General features: G+C 72.3%; 18 protein-coding genes. 7 read left to right on the top strand and 11 right to left on the bottom strand.

Annotated features, from left to right (window positions below; translation table 11 throughout):
- From AB0J39_RS30575 to AB0J39_RS30565, 3 genes are all read right to left on the bottom strand, one after another.
- Positions 1 to 665, bottom strand: a 665-nt coding sequence (locus AB0J39_RS30575) for a TetR/AcrR family transcriptional regulator (protein WP_363471068.1), incomplete at its 3' end; no start/stop codon positions are given.
- Positions 666 to 672: 7 nt separating this feature from the next.
- The gene (locus tag AB0J39_RS30570; protein WP_363471065.1) at positions 673 to 2,187 is read right to left on the bottom strand and encodes an MFS transporter; all 1,515 of its coding nucleotides are present in this window, start codon (positions 2,185 to 2,187) and stop codon (positions 673 to 675) included.
- Between the two features lie 377 nt (positions 2,188 to 2,564).
- Positions 2,565 to 3,863: an MFS transporter gene (locus tag AB0J39_RS30565; RefSeq protein ID WP_363471062.1), complete on the bottom strand. Its 1,299-nt coding sequence runs from the start codon at positions 3,861 to 3,863 to the stop codon at positions 2,565 to 2,567.
- 200 nt (positions 3,864 to 4,063) lie between these two features.
- On the opposite strand from AB0J39_RS30565, the gene panB reads away from it, so the two are divergent.
- A complete protein-coding gene (gene panB, locus AB0J39_RS30560; RefSeq protein WP_363471059.1) occupies positions 4,064 to 4,909 on the top strand; it encodes a 3-methyl-2-oxobutanoate hydroxymethyltransferase in 846 nt (281 codons plus the stop codon).
- 55 nt (positions 4,910 to 4,964) lie between these two features.
- On the opposite strand, the gene AB0J39_RS30555 is transcribed toward panB, so the two are convergent.
- Positions 4,965 to 6,143, bottom strand: coding sequence for an aminotransferase class I/II-fold pyridoxal phosphate-dependent enzyme (locus AB0J39_RS30555; RefSeq protein ID WP_363471057.1), 1,179 nt, complete (start codon positions 6,141 to 6,143; stop codon positions 4,965 to 4,967).
- Positions 6,144 to 6,256: 113 nt separating this feature from the next.
- On the opposite strand from AB0J39_RS30555, the gene AB0J39_RS30550 reads away from it, so the two are divergent.
- Entirely contained in the window at positions 6,257 to 6,937 is a 681-nt protein-coding gene (locus tag AB0J39_RS30550; RefSeq protein WP_363471054.1) for an alpha/beta hydrolase, read from the top strand.
- A 3-nt stretch (positions 6,938 to 6,940) separates the two neighbouring features.
- Here the strand turns inward: AB0J39_RS30550 and npdG are convergent, their stop codons facing one another.
- The 4 genes from npdG to AB0J39_RS30530 form a co-directional block, all read right to left on the bottom strand.
- Positions 6,941 to 7,612: an NADPH-dependent F420 reductase gene (gene npdG / locus AB0J39_RS30545; protein WP_363471051.1), complete on the bottom strand. Its 672-nt coding sequence runs from the start codon at positions 7,610 to 7,612 to the stop codon at positions 6,941 to 6,943.
- Between the two features lie 127 nt (positions 7,613 to 7,739).
- Entirely contained in the window at positions 7,740 to 8,510 is a 771-nt protein-coding gene (locus AB0J39_RS30540; RefSeq protein ID WP_363471048.1) for a hypothetical protein, read from the bottom strand.
- Complete coding sequence (locus AB0J39_RS30535) at positions 8,507 to 9,271, bottom strand: ABC transporter permease (protein WP_363471045.1); 765 nt, start codon at positions 9,269 to 9,271, stop codon at positions 8,507 to 8,509. The genes AB0J39_RS30540 and AB0J39_RS30535 overlap by 4 nt, the downstream gene beginning before the upstream one ends.
- A complete protein-coding gene (locus AB0J39_RS30530) occupies positions 9,268 to 9,972 on the bottom strand; it encodes an ATP-binding cassette domain-containing protein (protein WP_363471042.1) in 705 nt (234 codons plus the stop codon). The genes AB0J39_RS30535 and AB0J39_RS30530 overlap by 4 nt, the downstream gene beginning before the upstream one ends.
- A 200-nt stretch (positions 9,973 to 10,172) precedes the next feature.
- Between AB0J39_RS30530 and AB0J39_RS30525 the strand changes: the two genes are divergently transcribed.
- Entirely contained in the window at positions 10,173 to 10,958 is a 786-nt protein-coding gene (locus AB0J39_RS30525; RefSeq protein ID WP_363471039.1) for a histidine kinase, read from the top strand.
- Positions 10,955 to 11,629, top strand: a complete 675-nt coding sequence (locus AB0J39_RS30520) for a response regulator transcription factor (RefSeq protein WP_363471037.1) — start codon at positions 10,955 to 10,957, stop codon at positions 11,627 to 11,629. The genes AB0J39_RS30525 and AB0J39_RS30520 overlap by 4 nt, the downstream gene beginning before the upstream one ends.
- Positions 11,630 to 11,703: 74 nt before the next feature.
- On the opposite strand, the gene AB0J39_RS30515 is transcribed toward AB0J39_RS30520, so the two are convergent.
- On the bottom strand, positions 11,704 to 12,852 hold the full coding sequence (locus AB0J39_RS30515; protein ID WP_363471034.1) for a lipase family protein: 1,149 nt from the start codon (positions 12,850 to 12,852) through the stop codon (positions 11,704 to 11,706).
- Between the two features lie 131 nt (positions 12,853 to 12,983).
- On the opposite strand from AB0J39_RS30515, the gene AB0J39_RS30510 reads away from it, so the two are divergent.
- Positions 12,984 to 13,562 carry a hypothetical protein gene (locus AB0J39_RS30510; RefSeq protein WP_363471031.1) on the top strand — a complete coding sequence of 193 codons (579 nt, stop codon included), beginning with the start codon at positions 12,984 to 12,986 and terminating at the stop codon, positions 13,560 to 13,562.
- A gap of 49 nt (positions 13,563 to 13,611) precedes the next feature.
- On the opposite strand, the gene AB0J39_RS30505 is transcribed toward AB0J39_RS30510, so the two are convergent.
- On the bottom strand, positions 13,612 to 14,571 hold the full coding sequence (locus AB0J39_RS30505; protein ID WP_363471028.1) for a LysR family transcriptional regulator: 960 nt from the start codon (positions 14,569 to 14,571) through the stop codon (positions 13,612 to 13,614).
- Between the two features lie 104 nt (positions 14,572 to 14,675).
- Between AB0J39_RS30505 and AB0J39_RS30500 the strand changes: the two genes are divergently transcribed.
- Entirely contained in the window at positions 14,676 to 14,957 is a 282-nt protein-coding gene (locus tag AB0J39_RS30500; protein ID WP_363471025.1) for a hypothetical protein, read from the top strand.
- Positions 14,958 to 15,073: 116 nt separating this feature from the next.
- Here the strand turns inward: AB0J39_RS30500 and AB0J39_RS30495 are convergent, their stop codons facing one another.
- Positions 15,074 to 15,250 carry a hypothetical protein gene (locus tag AB0J39_RS30495; RefSeq protein ID WP_363471022.1) on the bottom strand — a complete coding sequence of 59 codons (177 nt, stop codon included), beginning with the start codon at positions 15,248 to 15,250 and terminating at the stop codon, positions 15,074 to 15,076.
- 43 nt (positions 15,251 to 15,293) lie between these two features.
- Here AB0J39_RS30495 and map point away from each other — a divergent pair, with 43 nt between their 5' ends.
- Positions 15,294 to 16,142, top strand: a complete 849-nt coding sequence (map, locus tag AB0J39_RS30490) for a type I methionyl aminopeptidase (RefSeq protein WP_363471019.1) — start codon at positions 15,294 to 15,296, stop codon at positions 16,140 to 16,142.
- Positions 16,143 to 16,343 lie beyond the last annotated feature (201 nt).

The following is a 16,343-nucleotide window of genomic DNA, read 5'->3' as shown; positions in this document are numbered from 1 at the left end:
GCGGGGTGTGGCCCGGCGTGGGTGCTGGGGCCGTGCCCGGTCTCGGGGGTGGAGGGGCGGGGGCGGAAGCCCTTGAGCGCCTCGTCGACGATGCGCTCGGGCAGGTCCGCCTGGGGGTCGCCGGAGTGGGACCACTTCGTGTGCCAGATCATGGCCCCGCTGAGCAGCGCCAGCGCCATGTCGACGTCGAGGTCCGCGCGCAGTTCGCCGGTCTCCATGCCGCGGCGCAGGACGGCCGCCACGACCGCCCGGCGCGGCTCCACGGCCAGCTCGCGGAACCGCTCCGCCAGCCGGGGATGCCGCTCGGAGTCGCTCATGGCGATGTTCATGATGCAGCGGGTGCGATGGTGGCGGGACTCCTCCTGGATCACCCGGAGGTAGGTCACCAGGTCGTCTCGCACGGTTCCGCCCTGCGGCAGCGGGATCGGCGGCTTGAGCGTCGCCAGGGCGTCCACCACCAGGTCCTCCTTGTTGGACCACCGGCGGTAGATCGTGGTCTTCCCGACACCGGCGCGGCCGGCGATCGACTCGATGGACAGCTCCGAAACCCCGATGCCCTCACCGAGCAGTTCGAGAGTGGCCTCGATGATCGACCGATCCGCCTTCTCGCTGCGCGGGCGGCCCGCCGGGCGGGCCACCCCTTCAGCCGTCTGCTGCGTCTTCATGGCGAGTTCACACTACCGCCGTCTCCTTTTCGGTCTCAGCTGTGGGGACCACGGCGTCGACCGAAGCCTTGCCCGGCATCCAGCGGGCCACCACGAGGGTGCCGATGAGGGCGACGAGGGCCGATCCGAGGGCCGCCCAGTGGACGCCGGTGACGAACGCGGCGTTCGCGGCGTCGAGCAGGCTCGCACCCCGCGCGCCCAGGTTGCCGGCGACGCCGGCCGCTCCGGAGATGGACTCGGTCACGACGTGGCGGAGCTGCTCCGGCAGGGCGGTGACCTTGTCCTCCATGTCGCTGCGGTAGCTGGCGGACAGGACCGCGCCGAGGATGGCGATGCCCAGCGTGCCGCCGACCTGCCGGACGACGTTGCTCATCGAGGAGCCCACACCGGCCTTCTCACGCGGCAGCGCGTTCATGATGGCCGTGGTCGCCGGGGGCATGATGTTGGCCATCGCCGCACCCTGGACGAAGCCGAGGACCAGCAGGATCCAGATCGGCGTGTCCACCTCCACCAGGGCGTACGCCGCGAGGGCCAGCGTGATGACGAGCATCGCGACCGTGCCGACGGCCCGCGCGCCGTACTTCTGCACCATGCGCGCGCTCTGCGGCGCGAAGATCAGCTGCGCGGCCGCGAACGGCAGCACGAGCGCCCCCGACTGCAGCGGCGAGTAGCCCCGGACGATCTGCCAGTAGAAGGCCAGGAAGAACATCACGCCCATGGCCGCGAAGAACACGAGGCCGACGGCGGCGATCGCGGTGGAGAAGCCGGCGTTGCGGAAGTTGCGCACGTCGAAGGCGGGGTGGTCGATCCGGCTCTCGTACCAGACGAACGCGGCGAGGATCGCCAGGCCCAGCAGCGTCGGCACGATGACCGAGACGTCGGCGACGGTGCCGAGGTCGCTGATGCGGACGATGCCGTAGACGAGGCTGATCAGGCCGAGGATGGACAGCAGCACACCGACCGGGTCGAGTCCGGACTTGTTCGGGTCCTTGGAGTCGGGCACGATCGTGGCGATCAGCGCGAGGCCGACGAGCACGATGGGCACGTTGACGAGGAAGACCGAACCCCACCAGAAGTGCTCGAGCAGCACACCCCCCGTGATCGGGCCGATCGCGACGGCGATGCCGACGCCGCCGGCCCAGATGCCGATCGCCTTGCCCCGCTCGTGGATCGGGAAGACGTTCGAGATGACCGCCAGCGTCGCCGGCATGATGGCGGCGCCGCCGAGGCCCATCAGCGCCCTCGCCGCGATGAGCTGCATGGGGTCCTGGGCGTAGGCGCTGGCGAGGGAGGCCAGCCCGAACAGGACCATGCCGGTCATGAGCATCCGCTTACGCCCGTAGCGGTCACCCAGCACCCCGAAGGTGAACAGCAGGCCGGCGAACACCAGCGTGTAGGAGTTCATCGCCCATTCGAGCTCGCTCTGCGTCGCGCCCAGGCCGTGAACGGGATCGGCGATCGTCTTGATCGCCACGTTGAGGATGGTGTTGTCGAGGACGACTGCCAGCAGGCTGAACACCATCACGCCGAGGATCTGCCATCGGCGTGGGTGACCGTTTTGTGCTTCCACAAATCCCCCATGATTTCGATACGATCGAGTTTCGCAACGCAAGCGTAGCGCTGGCCATTCCGATACGCAACGGGTTCGTTTCATAATCCCGGCGGTGCCGCCGTGCCCGCTGGTCCATCGGGTGGCAGACGGCTCCGGCCGGGCCCGCGCGCTCGGGCCGCAGACAACCGCACAAGGTCACGCACCCGGTCAACGGCACCGCAGGGACATCGCGGCGCGGCGCGCACCCCCTGTACATCCGCGCGGGGACCGGTTCTATTCCCGGTTCGAGGCGCGCCCCATCTCGCCACCTGCGGCGCCCATGGGTGACCCGGCGGGCGCGGGCCGTTCTACTCCCCGGCAGGAGCGGGGGCAGGCCGCGCGGGCGCGGCGGGCACGGGGGTCGCGGGCACGGGGGTCGCGGGCACGGGGGTCGCGGGCACGGGGGTCGCGGGCACGGGGGCGGCCGCTCCCGGCTCGGCGGAGGCCGGAGCCTGCCGCCAGACGAGCCCGGCGAGCAGGGCCAGCGCGAGGCCGACCGCCCCGGCCACGGCGAAGGCCCAGGCGGGACCGTGGGCGTCGAGGAGCCCGCCGGCGAGGGGCCCGGCCAGGGCTCCCCCGATCGTCAGCGACGTGCCGTGCAGGCCCATCGCCTCGCCCCGCGCCGCCGCCGGGACGCGCCGGTTGACGGCGTCCACGGTGGACGACAGCGCCGGGGCGCACAGCAGCCCGGCCGGCACCAGCGCCAGGCAGAGCCAGCCCCAGCCCCCGCCGACCAGGCCCACGGGCGCGGTCAGCACGCACAGGCCGCCCGCGAGCACCACGGGCGACAACCCCCGGGACAGCCCGCCGTACACGAATCCGCCGACGAGCGAGAACGCGCACCACAGCGCGATGACCAGGCCCGTCCAGGCGGTCGCGCCGCCGGCCTTGAGCATCGCCACGACGCTCAGCTCGGTCGCGGTGAGCACGAATGTCAGTCCGGACACCAGGCAGAGCAGGGCGAGCAGGCCGGGACGCAGCCACTGCCGCCGGGGGACGGCGATCGTATGGCCCGCGTCCTCCTCGGCCGACCGCGTGGGCGGGTTGAGCAGGTACAGCGCCACTCCCGAGCCCACCAGGCCCACGGCCACGCCGTACATCGTCGCGGTGCTGTCGAACGCGGTCACGCTCGCGACGGCGAGGGCGGGCCCGACCATGTACGACAGCTCCACGCCCATCGAGTCGAGGGCGAAGCCGGTCTGGTGGTTCTCCACCGGCACCATCGCGGCCACGCACTGCCGGATGGCCCCGAACACGGGCTGGCTGAACAGCCCTCCGATCAGCGCGCCCGGCAGCAGCACGGCGTACGGCATCGCGGGCGCGGCGCACCACACGCACAGCTGCACGGCGGTCGTCACGGCCATCACCGGGCGCAGCCCGCGGCGGTCGACGAAGCGGCCGACGAGCGGTGAGCCGACCGCGGCGCCCGCCATGGAGGCGGTGCCGACCAGGCCCGCCTGGAGGAAACCCAGATGCTGGCTGTTCACCACGTGCAGGGTCAGCGTCATGCCGGTGCCGGTCAGGGGGATTCTCGCGATCATGCCGACCAGCAGCAACGCCCGCACGCCCGGCAGGGCGAGCACCCGCCGGTAACGATCAAAAGCCATTGTGGTTCCTTACCTCCGCACGGCATTGTGCCGGGTGCCTCCGACATCTCCGTCGCCGGGTCGCCCCATTTGCCCCATTTGCCCCGCGAGTCGCATGCGCGGATTACCCCGCCCACTCGGGGTGTTCCAAGCCATGTCGACATGCAATGATCTGACTGTCCGGGGACGCCACAGGGGCGCCACGAGGCCTGGAGGTAGCCATGTCCTCTGTTTCCGTTGTGTCCGCACCCGCCCTCTACGGCGGCGCCGCGGGGCGCAGGGTCACCGTCCGCGACATCGCGGCCGCCAAGGAGCGCCACGAGAAGTGGCCGATGGTGACGGCGTACGACGCCATGACCGCCAAGGTGTTCGACGAGGCGGGCATCCCGGTGATGCTCGTGGGCGACTCGGCCGCCATGGTCGTCTACGGCTACGACTCGACGCTGCCCGTCACGGTCGACGACCTCATCCCGCTCACCGCCGCGGTCGTACGCGGCTCGTCGCGGGCGATGGTCGTGGCCGACCTGCCGTTCGGCTCCTACCAGGCCTCACCCCAGCAGGCGCTGGAGACCGCGGCCCGCTTCATGAAGGAGGCCGGCGCGCATGCCATCAAGCTGGAGGGCGGCCACCGGGTCCTCCCGCAGGTGGAGCTGCTCGTCTCGGCCGGAATCCCGGTCATGGCCCACCTCGGCCTGACCCCGCAGTCGGTCAACGCCTTCGGCGGCTACCGGGTGCAGGGCCGCGGCCAGGCGGGTGACGAGCTCATGGCCGACGCGAAGGCGCTGGAGCACGCGGGCGCCTTCGCCGTCGTGCTGGAGTGCGTCCCCGCCGACCTCGCCCAGCGGGTCACCACGTCGCTGAGCATTCCCACGATCGGGATCGGGGCCGGGCCCGACACCGACGCGCAGGTCCTCGTCTGGCAGGACCTGATGGGCCTGACCCCGCAGCCCGCGAAGTTCGTGAAGAAGTACTTCGACCTGGCCGGGGAGATGGACCGGGCGATCCGCGCGTACGCCGACGAGGTCGTCTCCGGCGCCTTCCCCAGGCCCGAGCACAGCTACCGCTGACGCCCCGCCGGGCGGCCGCGGCACCCGCCGTGGCCGCCCTTCGCGTGAGGGCGCCTCAGGTCGCGTCGAGCGCCTGGGCGAAGTCGGCCCACAGGTCCTCGGCGTGCTCGATGCCCACCGCCACCCGGACCGTCCCCTCGCCGATGCCCGCGGCGGCCAGACCCGCGGCGCTCACCGTACGGTGCGACGTCGTGGCCGGGTGGAGGATCAGCGTCTCCACGCCGCCGAGAGAGGGCGCGAGCAGCGCGAGCCGGACGTTGCGCATGAACGCCTCGCCCGCCGTACGCCCTCCCGCCAGATCGAAGGAGAACACGCCGCCGAAGTCGGGCAGGAGCTTGGCGGCCAGCTCGTGCGACGGGTGGGAGGCCAGGCCCGGCCAGTGGACGGCGGCCACGGCCGGGTGCCCGGCGAGCCGCGTCGCGAGCACGCGGGCGTTGGCGCAGTGGCGCTCCATCCGCAGCGGCAGCGTCTGCATCCCCCGCAGGGTCAGCCAGGCGGCGAACGGGTCGGCCGTCGCGCCGAGCTCCACCGCGTACGACCACACCGTGCGGTGCAGGTCCTCCGAGGCGAACACGGCGATCCCGCCGACGACGTCGGTGTGCCCGGACAGATACTTGGTCACCGAATGCACCACGATGTCCGCGCCGTGCTCGATCGGGCGGCACAGGACCGGCGAGGCGAAGGTGTTGTCGACCACGGTGAGGATCCCGGCCTCGCGCGCCGCCGCGCACATCCCCGGCAGGTCGGCCACCTGCGTCATCGGATTGGCGATGGTCTCCAGATACAGCAGCTTCGTCGTGGGCCGCACGGCTGCCCGTACGGCGGCGGGGTCGTCCTGCGGCACGTGGGTGACCTCGACGCCGAAGCGCTCCACGAGGCTGTTCAGCGCCTGTGCGGTGGCGCCGTACAGCGCCGACTGGGCGATCACGTGGTCGCCCGACCTCAGCAGGCCGAGGAGCACGGCGTTGATCGCGCCCATGCCCGAGCCGGTGGCCACGGCGGCCACGCCGCCCTCCAGCCCGGCGACCGCCTCCTCCATGGCGCGGACGGTGGGATTGGAGAGCCGGCCGTACACGTACGCCCCGTCGGGCCGCCCCATGCCGTCGGCGAAGACGGCCGGATCGTCGAAGACGAACCCCGAGGTCTGGTAGATCGGCATGGCGATCGGCCTGCTGCCCTCCGGCGTGGGCCGGGGCAGGTGGACGACGCGCGTTTCCGGATGCAGGGAGTCCATGCCGTCCAGAATGACCCAGAAAAGCCGCTCTTGTCAGATTGGCTGGCCAGTGCTCGGTTACGCGTCGAGCGGAGGAGGGTTCCGTCTCCGCCGCGCCCGGTGAGGATGAGGAGGTGGATGTCAGCTTCCTCCTCGTGCACAGTCCCTCCGTCGGCCCCTCGACCTGGACCCCGGTCGCCGAGGCCCTCCGGGCGCGCGGGCACACCGCCGTGGTGCCCCCGCTGACCGACGTGACGGCGGGCCCGCCGCCGTACTGGCCGAGGGTGGTGAGCGAGGTGGCGGCGAGCGCGCCGCACGGGCCGCTCGCCGTCGTCGCGCACAGCAACGCGGGGCTGTTCGTGCCGCTGATCGCGCAGGCCCTCGCCGGGCAGGTCGCCGCGTGCCTGTTCGTCGACGCCGCCCTGCCGCCGCGCAGGGGCGCCTGCCGTGCCGCGGAGCCGGAGCACCTCGCCTTCCTGCGCGGCCTCGCCGACGACGCGGGCGTCCTGCCCCGCTGGACCGACTGGTGGCCCGAGGACGACGTCGCCGCGCTCCTGCCCGACCCGGTGGTCCGGCAGGTGGTCGTGGCCGAGCAGGCGCGGCTGCCCCTCGCGTACTACTCGGAGGAGATCCCGGTGCCGGCCCGATGGGACCACCTCAGGAGCGGCTACCTGTGGTTCGCGGACGCGTACGCCGCCCTCGCCCACGAGGCCGGGGAGCGGGGCTGGCCGGTCGCCCGCATCCCCGGCGAGCACCTGCACCAGCTCGTCGCCCCCGAGGCGGTGGCCGACTGGCTCGTCGCCACCGCCGTGTGAGGCTCAGACGTCGGTGACCCGGATGCCCGCGTGGGCCTTGTAGCGGCGGTTGATCGAGATCAGGTTCGCCGTGAACGCCTCGACCTGCTGGGCGTTGCGCAGGCGGCCCGCGTAGACGCCGCGGGCGCCGGGGATGCGGCCGGCGAGCGCGCGTACGACGTCGGTGGCCTCGCGGTCGTCGCCGAGCACGAGCACGTCGAGGTCGATCTCCGCCACCGAGGGGTCGAGCAGCAGGACCGCCGACACGTGGTGGAAGGCCGCGACGACCCGGCTGCCGGTCAGCACCGCCGCCGCCTGCTGGGCCGCGCTCCCCTCCTCCACCGGCAGCGCGTACGCCCCCCGCTTGTCGAAGCCGAGCGGGTTGACGCAGTCCACCACGATCTTGCCGGTGAGCGGCTCGCGCAGGGACTCCAGCAGGGCCTTGTGCCCCTCCCAGGGCACCGCGACGATCACGATGTCCGCCTCGGCCGCCACATCGGCGTTGGTCGCCCCGCGTACGCCGATCTCACGCGCCGCCTCCTCGGCGCGCTCGGCGCTGCGCGAGCCGATCAGCACGGTGTGCCCGGCCAGCGAGAACCGGCGGGCCAGTCCCTTGCCCTGGTCGCCGGTCCCGCCGAGGATGCCGATGGTCAGCGCGGAGACGTCGGGGAGATCTACGGTGGTGTGCTCAGCCATGGCTCAGATCATGCCAGCAGACCGCGCCCGGGAGCGGCCCGGGCCCGATTCCGGGGCCCGATCCGCCGGGGACACGATCCGCGGGACCTGAGAGGCCACGGGCGGCCCTGCCGGGCGGCTCGCTGCCTCACATGTCCCGGCGGCGATACACGGACACCGCGACGGCGGTCAGGACGGCGGTCCAGGCCGTGAGGAGCACCGCGCCGTGCACCGGTGTCACCGCGCCCCCGTCGTCGGCCGGTGGGAGCCACATGGCGAATCCGGCGCTGTCCGGAAGGTATCTCGCCGCGAAGACGTGGTCGCGCAGGATCGGTCCGGCGATGAAGAGATACCCCAGCAGGACGACGACCGCCGCGAGCGTCCGGCGCACGAGGGCGCCGACGGCCGCGCTGATCAGCGTCGTCAGCGCGAGGTACGCGACCGCGCCGCTCAGCGCCCCCGCGGCACGGCCCGCGGTCACGGGCGCGGCCGTGTCGCCGAGCACGACGGCCGCGAGGACCACCCCGGACGCGGCCGTGATCACCCCGGCGGGTAGCACGACGATCGCCAACGCGATGTGCTTGGCGGTGAGCTGGAGGGCCCGGCGGGGCATCGCGGTCAGCGTGGTGCGAATCTGCCCGCCGGTGTACTCGGAGCAGGCGGCGAGGACGCCGAGGATGACGAAGCCGGCCTGCGTGTAGCCGATCGGAGCCAGTCCGAGGTCGGGGACGCTCGGGGTGCCGGCCGAGCCCCGGAGGCCGGCGACCGTGTACGCGATCGCGAGGACCGGGTTCGCCGCGAGAGCGCCGCCGAGCGTGAGCCAGGTCGCCGGAAGCGACACGAGCTTCGACACCTCCGCCGCGAGCGCCTGGACCGCTTCCCGGCCGCGGGTGCGCGTCGCCGTCCCGGGAAGGGTCATGCGTCCCTCCACGCGAACGAGATCGCGGCGATCACGAGCAGCGCCGTCACCCAGGCGGTCATCACCAGGCCTCCGGTCAGCGGACTGATCTCGGCGGTGCTGCCGGCGAGGTCCCGGATGAACATGCGGATCCCGGCCATGTCGGGCAGGTAGTTCGCCAGCGGCGTGATCTTCGTCAGCAGGTAGGTGACGGAGACGACCGAGGTGTTCGCGACGAGCACCGTGAGCGGAACGACCCCGTGGCGGGTGAGCACGGTGATCCCGGCGGCGAGGAGCGCGGTGTACGTCCAGTAGCAGACCACGCCGGCCAGCCGCGGAACGTCGTCCGCTCCCCATGCCGGAGCGTGCTCGCCGAGCACCACGCGGACGACGCCCATGGTGCCCCCCGCCGCGATGATCGCGAGCATCGCGGCGCCGATCGCGATCGCGGACATTTTCGCGAGCAGGAATCGGAGGCGGGAGGGGACGGCGGTCAGGCTGGTGGTGATCTGACGCCCGTCTCCGGATTCCGCGCTCTCGGTGACGTACTCGCTGCCGACCCCGGCGACGCCGAGAACGATCGCCCCGACCACCCCGAAGGCCAGCTCCTGGTAGCCGGTGTCGATCGCGGCGATCACCGTGACGCCCCGGTCGATCGCGCCACGGGCCGAGGAGGCGGTGATCGCGGCGACCACGCCCGGCACGAGCACCCCGGCCGCCGTCGCGATCCACACCGCCGGCAGGGAGGCGAGCTTCGAGGCCTCCGCCGCGAGCGGCTTCACGGCGCACCACCGGTGGTGCGGGCGAAGAACGCGTCCTCGAGGGTGCGGTGGGAGCCGGTGACCTCGCCGAGGGTGCCGTCCGCCACGACCCTGCCCTCGTTGATGATCACGACGTCGTCCACCGTCTCCGCGAGCTCCCCCATCAGGTGGCTGGACAGCAGCACGGTCCGGCCGGACGCGGCGCGTTCACGCAGGAAGGTCCTGATCCACCGGATGCCGTCCGGATCCAGCCCGTTCACCGGCTCGTCCAGGACCAGGATCTCCGGATCGCCGAGCAGCGCCGTCGCCAGCCCGAGCCGGCGCCCCATGCCCAGGGAGTAGCCGCCGACCCGCTTCGACGCGGCGTTCGTCAGGCCCACGACCTCGAGCACCTCGTCGACACGGGCACGCGGCAGTCCCGCCGAGCGGGCCACCCAGCGCAGGTGTGCCCGGCCCGTCCGCGCCCGGTGCGCCCCGGAGCCGTCCAGCACGGCCCCGACCACGGACAGCGGGTCACGAAGCTTCGCGAACGGGACGGATTCGATGAGCGCCGTGCCGGAGGTCGCCCGGTCCAGGCCGAGCAGAATGCGCAATGTGGAGCTCTTGCCCGCGCCGTTCGGGCCGAGGAACCCCGTCACCCTTCCGGGGCGGGCCCGGAAGCTGATGCCGGTGAGGATCTGCCGGGAACCGCGCCGCTTGACGAGGTGGTCGATCGTAATCATGTGCACAGGTGTACGCGGAGCGTCATCTCCGGTCATCGGGCCGGAGACCGGACTCGTTCTGGCGGCTCGGCCCTGGACCTCTCGGACCCTGGTCCGATGTGCCCGTCGAGGAGAGTCCTTAGATTTGGACCATGGGGGCCGATCAAGCACTTCCGAGACGCGGGCGGCGAGTCTGGCCACTGGCCGTCGCCGTTCACTTCGTGCTGTTGCTCGCTCTTCTCACGGTCAGCCGCGGAGGTCTCGCCGCAGTCGTCCTCCCCGTCGTCATCGCCGCGCTGGCGCTGGCGGTCACCGTGCGGGCGGCGTCGAGCGCGCGCCGGCAGCGGATCGCGTACGAAGCGCGGCTCACGGCGTGGGCCGGCGAACGCGCGGCGCAGGCGGAACGACTCCGGATCGCGCGCGAGCTGCACGACATCGTCTCCCACGGTCTCGGCCTGATCACCGTCAGGGCGAGCGCGGCGTGTTATCCCGGCGCGGCCGACGACCCCTCCGCGGCGCTGTCGGACATCGAGCGCATCGGGCGGCAGACCACGACGGAGCTACGCCGCATGCTCAACGTGCTCCGTGACTCGACCGCTGTGGCCGCACCCCTGCGGCCCGCGGACTCCCTCCGGGACCTGCCGGCCATCATCGAGGATGCCCGGAGGGCGGGCCCGGCCGTCACTCTCAGGCTCGGCGAGATCGACGACATCAGCCCCGGGGCGCAACTCGCGGTCTGCTCCGTCGTGCGCGAAGCCCTCACGAACACCGCCCGGCACGCCGGGCCGACCAGCGCGACCGTGTCCGTCCGTCGCGACGGCGACTGGATCGTCACGAGCGTCCTGGACGAAGGACCGGTGGATGGATGGACCCCGCACGCGGGAGCCGGGCACGGAATCGAGGGGCTGCGGGAACGCGTCACCGCGATCGGCGGGACCTTCGAAGCCCGGCACGCCGGGAACGGCTTCCGCGTCACCGCCCGCATTCCCGAGGCCCGGCTGTCATGAACGACCGCGGAACTCCGATTCGCGTCGTCATCGCCGACGACCAGCCCCTGCTGCGCCACAGCCTCGCCGCCGTCATCGACGCCAACCACGACATGGCGGTCGTCGGCGAGGCGGGCACCGGCGACGAGGCCGTCAGGCTGAGTGCCGAACTGCGTCCCGACGTGGTGCTCATGGACATCCGGATGCCGGGTACCGATGGGATCGCGGCCACCCGCCGCGTCATGGCCGGCGCGGGTTCCGGATCCGTGAAGGTCATCGTGCTCACGATGTTCGAGCTCGACGAGTATGTCCGCGCCGCTCTCCACGCCGGCGCCAGCGGCTTCCTCCTCAAGGACTCCCACCCCGACACGCTTCTCGACGCGATCCGCCGGACTCACCGGGGTGAATCGCTGTTCGCCCCGCAGGTTCTCGCACGCATGATCGAGGCCTACGTCGCCCAGCCACCACGCGCGCGGCACGCGCGCCTGGACGCTCTCACCGAACGGGAGACCGAGGTTCTCACCCTGGTCGCTCGCGGGCTCTCCAACGGCGAGATCGCCGCGCGACTCACGATCTCGATCAAGACCGTCAAGACCCACATCGGCAACCTGCTGAGCAAACTCCAGGCTCGGGATCGCGCGCACCTCGTCATCGCGGCCTACGAGGGCGACCTCGTCCGCTCGACCCGCTGAAGCGCGCGTACGACCGGCTGCCGGCCGGCGGTCCCGCGTCCGCGGAGAACGCCGGCGGCGGCTCTGCCAGACGCTCAGCAGTTGGGGATGGCGGGGAGACCGGCGACGCGGGTGGCGAGCCAGGCGACCGCCAGCGGGCCGCCCTCGACCGCGCCGAGCACGTGGCTGCCGGCCGGCAGCCCGGTCCACAGGACGTTCACGCCCCGCGCGCAGTACTCCTTGCGCAGGGTCCGGCCCACCTCGTACGGGATGATCTCGTCACCCTTGGCGTGGTAGAGGAACAGCGGCACCCGCGGCGCGGACGCGCCGAGGCGGTTCTCGGCGAGGCGGGCCCGCCAGTCCGGCAGGTTCATGACGTCGGCGGTGGTGAAGTCCGCTAGGCGCCGCCCGTCGAACCTGGCGCGCAGGTCGCTCACGCAGTCGTCGCGCGCGTCCCCGAACAGGGCCGCGCCCTCGGGGGTCAGGTAGCTCTCGAGGTTCAGCTCCGGATAGGCGGCGTCCAGCCCGATGCCGGCCGCCGCGGCGAGCCCGAAGTCGCCCGTGCCGTCCAGGTGGTCGGCCACCGCCCGCAGGTCGGCGGGCACGCCGCCCGCCGCGACGCCTTTGAGCCGCAGTTCGGGCGCGTACGACGGCTGCAGCTGGGCGGCCCAGGCCGCCGACGCCCCGCCCTGCGAGTAGCCCATGACCACGACGGGGGCGGTGGCGGACAGGTTCGCGTCCGGCACCCGCGCCGCCGCCCTGATGGAGTCGAGCACGGCGTGTCCCTGGGACAGCCCCGCCATGTACGTGTGGTCGCCCGGCGTGCCGAGACCCTCGTAGTCGGTCATCGCGACGGCCCAGCCCTTGAGCAGCATCAGGCTCACGATGGCGAGTTCGGCCTCGGTGCCGTTCGCCATGGCGGCCGACGGCGCGCACAGGTCGCCCATGCCGTGCGTCCCCACGGCGTATCCGGCGATGGGCCGCCTGCCGAGCGGATACGGGGCGTCGGGGACGAGCAGGGTGCCCGAGACGACGTTCGGCTCCCCGGTGGCGGACGTGGAGCGGTAGCGGAGATGCCATGCCTTGACCGGCACCTCCAGCAGTTTGCCGGGCAGGAGATAGACGGTCGTGCGGCCGGCTTCGACGACGTCCCCGGCGGAGGTCGCGCGTGCGGTGCCGGTGAGCGCGGGCAGCAGGAGGAGAGCCCCGATCATGGACAGGGTGGCACGAACGCGAAGGTTCATAGAGCCGCCTTCCGGCTGTTGGATCACATTCCACAATCGGCGCCGCGAGCTGATCGTTACCTGACGGTAACGGTGTGTCAAGGACCCAATTGGCGGGACTTCACGCGCTTGTGTCAGGCACCATGGCGGTCATGGACGCCGCATCGGTGAACCTGCTGCGCGAAGTGCTCGCCTCCACCGGATGGGTCGAACGCACCCGGGAGCTCGGCCTGGCCCTGCGGGCCACCCGGTCGGCCGGGGGGCTCCTCGTCGTCGGCACCCCCGAGGACGAGCCGTGGCACGTCACCGCTCATCTCGCCGACGAGGCCCGGCTGTCGGGGCTCGCCCAGCTCTCCCCCACGCTCGTCCGCTGGGCGCCGCCGCCCGGCGCGCCCGCCCACCTGCGGGTCGGGATGGAGCGGCTGCGCGGCACCGGCAGGGGCGAGACGCTCTTCGTGGTCGCCGAGCAGACGGCGCCCGTGCCCCTGCTGGAGCGGGTGGACGACGCCCGCCGCAGCGGCGCCACGATTCTCGCCGTCGACGGCGGCGACCCCGAGCTGGAGTCGCTGGCCCACGACGCGATCGCCGTACCGGCCGGGGAGTCCGTCCTGAGCTTCGACGCGGCGCAGCACCTGGTGAGCAGCGCCGCCGGGGAGGTGCGGCGGCTCGGCCTGCGGGAGCGCCTCGCCCGCCTGGCCGACCGGATCACCGGCCCCCAGGTGAGCGACTGAGGTGAGCGACTGAGGTGAGCGACTGACGCGCACGGCGTCCGGCGGCGTGTCAGGACGTGGGCGGATCGAGCGGGACACGGCTGAGCTCGCTCACCCGTCGGTCCACCGCCTCGGCCGCCTCGCGCAGCACCTCGATCACCACGGCCTGCATGGGGTCGGGCTCCCCCGACGCCGTACGGCTCACCCTGGTCAGCGCCTCGATCCTGCGGCTGCCCACGCCGCGGATGCCGGTGACGACCACCTCGCCCGGCGGCACGTCGAGCAGCGCCAGCGACGGCACGATCGCCACGCCGTGCCCCGCGGAGACCAGCCCGAGCACGGGCGGGAACTCCGCGATCACGTGCACGCGGCGCGGGACGAACCCGTGGAGCTGGGCGAGCCGTTCGAGCGCCTGCCCGCACGCCTGGTCGGGCACGCCGGCGACCCACGGCAGGTCGACGAGGTCGGCGACGGTGGCGGGCACCCGGTCCCACGACGGCGGGGCGACGATGCGGTACTCGTCGTCGTGGAGGCGGTGCCGGGACATCGATTGCAGGGACGCGGCGGGCCGGCTCATGTCCCGTTCCGTCACCACCAGGTCCACGCCGCCGAGGCGCAGCTCCTGCACCGCGCCCGGCCCGAACAGCTCGTGGATCACGGGGGTGATCCGCGGGTGCCGTACGGCCAGCTCACGCAGGGCGGGGACGAGCAGATGCCGGATCACGGTCGGGAACGCCGCGACCGTGACCGGCCCGGACAGCCGCTCGGCGAAACGGTTGAGCTCCTGCCTCGCCTCGGTGAGCTGCTCCTCGATGCGCTCGGCGTACGCCGCCAGCACCCGGCCGGCGGGAGTCAGCGTGACCCTGCGCTGCGACCGGTCGAACAGCGCGAGGCCGACCTCCCGTTCCAGCTGGGCGAGCTGCTGGGAGACGGCGGAGGGTGTGAGATGCAGCGCCTGGGCGGCCTTCATGACGCCGCCCCTGCGGGACACCTCGTGCAGGATCCGCAGCCGCCGGGGGTCGATATCCATACAGCGGATCTTATGTGTGGATTAAGAATCCTTCACTTGCTCTTCACTCTGCAGGGGCAGGATCATCGCACCATGACCACTTCCCTGGACGGCGAGCCGTCCTGATGTCCACGTTCATCACGATCATCGGCACCGCGGGCGCCGTCGTCCTCCTGCTCGCGTACGCGATGGTGTCGTCCGGCAGGATGTCCGGGGACGGCCTGCCCTACCAGCTGCTCAACTTCGGCGGGGCGGTCACCATGATGGTCAACAGCGCGTACCACTCCGCCTGGCCCTCGGCGATCCTCAACCTGGTGTGGAGCGGCATCGGCGTGTGGACGCTGGGCCGCTTCGCCGCCCGCCGCGCGGCGGCACGCCGATCCGCGGGCACGGCCGCGATCGGCTGAACGCCTGTCACGCCTCGCGGGCGGCGAGCGCGTCCCCGGCCCGGTCCGGGGAGACAGGGCGGATCGGAGCCGGGGAGAAGACGGCGGGAACGCCGGTCCGGGAAGAGGTCAGGGGATCAGTCGTCCCAGTCCTTGTCCTGCTCGCTCCAGCGCCGGTTGCGCTCGGCCGCCGTCTGCAGGGCCTGGGCGGCGGCGTCGCGGGAGTCGTAGGGGCCGAGCCGGTCCTTGTTCGGGCAGCCCTTCTCGGGCTCGACGGTCATGTGCTTCAGGCAGAACCACCATTGATCGCTCACGCCCATAATCGTGCCCCCTTGACGCGCAACTAGACTTGGCCGCATGACCACGCTGCTCCGCCCCGGGCGGATCTCGCCCACCCGTAAGGTTCCCGCCCACATCCCCCGCCCCGAGTACGTGGGGAAGGCCGAGCCCAAGAAGGGCGACAGCGACGTCAAAACCCCCGAGACCATCGAGAAGATGCGGATCGCGGGCCGGATCGCCGCGCAGGCGCTGGAGGAGGTCGGCAAGCACGTCGCCCCCGGCGTGACGACCGACGAACTCGACCGGATCGGCCACGAGTTCCTCTGCGACCACGACGCCTACCCCTCCACGCTCGGCTACCGCGGCTACCCGAAGTCGCTGTGCACGTCGATCAACGAGGTGATCTGCCACGGGATCCCGGACGACACCGTGCTGCGCGACGGTGACATCGTCAACGTGGACATCACCGCCTTCATCGGCGGCGTGCACGGCGACACCGACGCCACCTTCCTGGTCGGGGAGGTCGACGAGGAGTCCCGCCTGCTGGTCGAGCGGACCCGCGAGGCGATGATGCGGGCGATCAAGGCGGTCGCGCCGGGCCGCCAGCTCAACATCGTCGGCCGGGTCATCGAGGCGTACGCCAAGCGCTTCGGCTACGGCGTCGTCCGCGACTTCACCGGCCACGGCATCGGAGCCTCGTTCCACTCCGGGCTCATCGTCCCCCACTACGACGACCCCTCGCTGTCGGTGACCCTGGTGCCGGGGATGACGTTCACGATCGAGCCCATGCTCACGCTCGGCACGATCGACTACGACATCTGGCCGGACAAGTGGACCGCGGTGACCAGGGACCGCAAGCGGACCGCGCAGTTCGAGCACACCATCGTCGTGACCGAGACGGGGCACGAGATCCTGACCCTGCCGTAGCCGGGCCGAGGACGGCGCGGCGGCGCTCGCCGGTTCCGGCGTGGCGCCACGCGCTCACCAAGCATTGATCCGCCGGCAGAACCCGCCGCGCCTACTCCGCGGCCGTATCCCGCTTGTTCAGCTTCGCCAGATAGTCGTTGTAGGCGTCCAGCTCCGCGTCCCCGGTGCCGCCGGACTTGGCCGCGGCGGCGTCGGCGCGGC

This window comes from Microbispora sp. NPDC049633 (genome assembly GCF_040675265.1).
Lineage (GTDB): Bacteria > Actinomycetota > Actinomycetes > Streptosporangiales > Streptosporangiaceae > Microbispora > Microbispora maris.
This window is presented reverse-complemented; position numbering and strand designations above follow the sequence as displayed.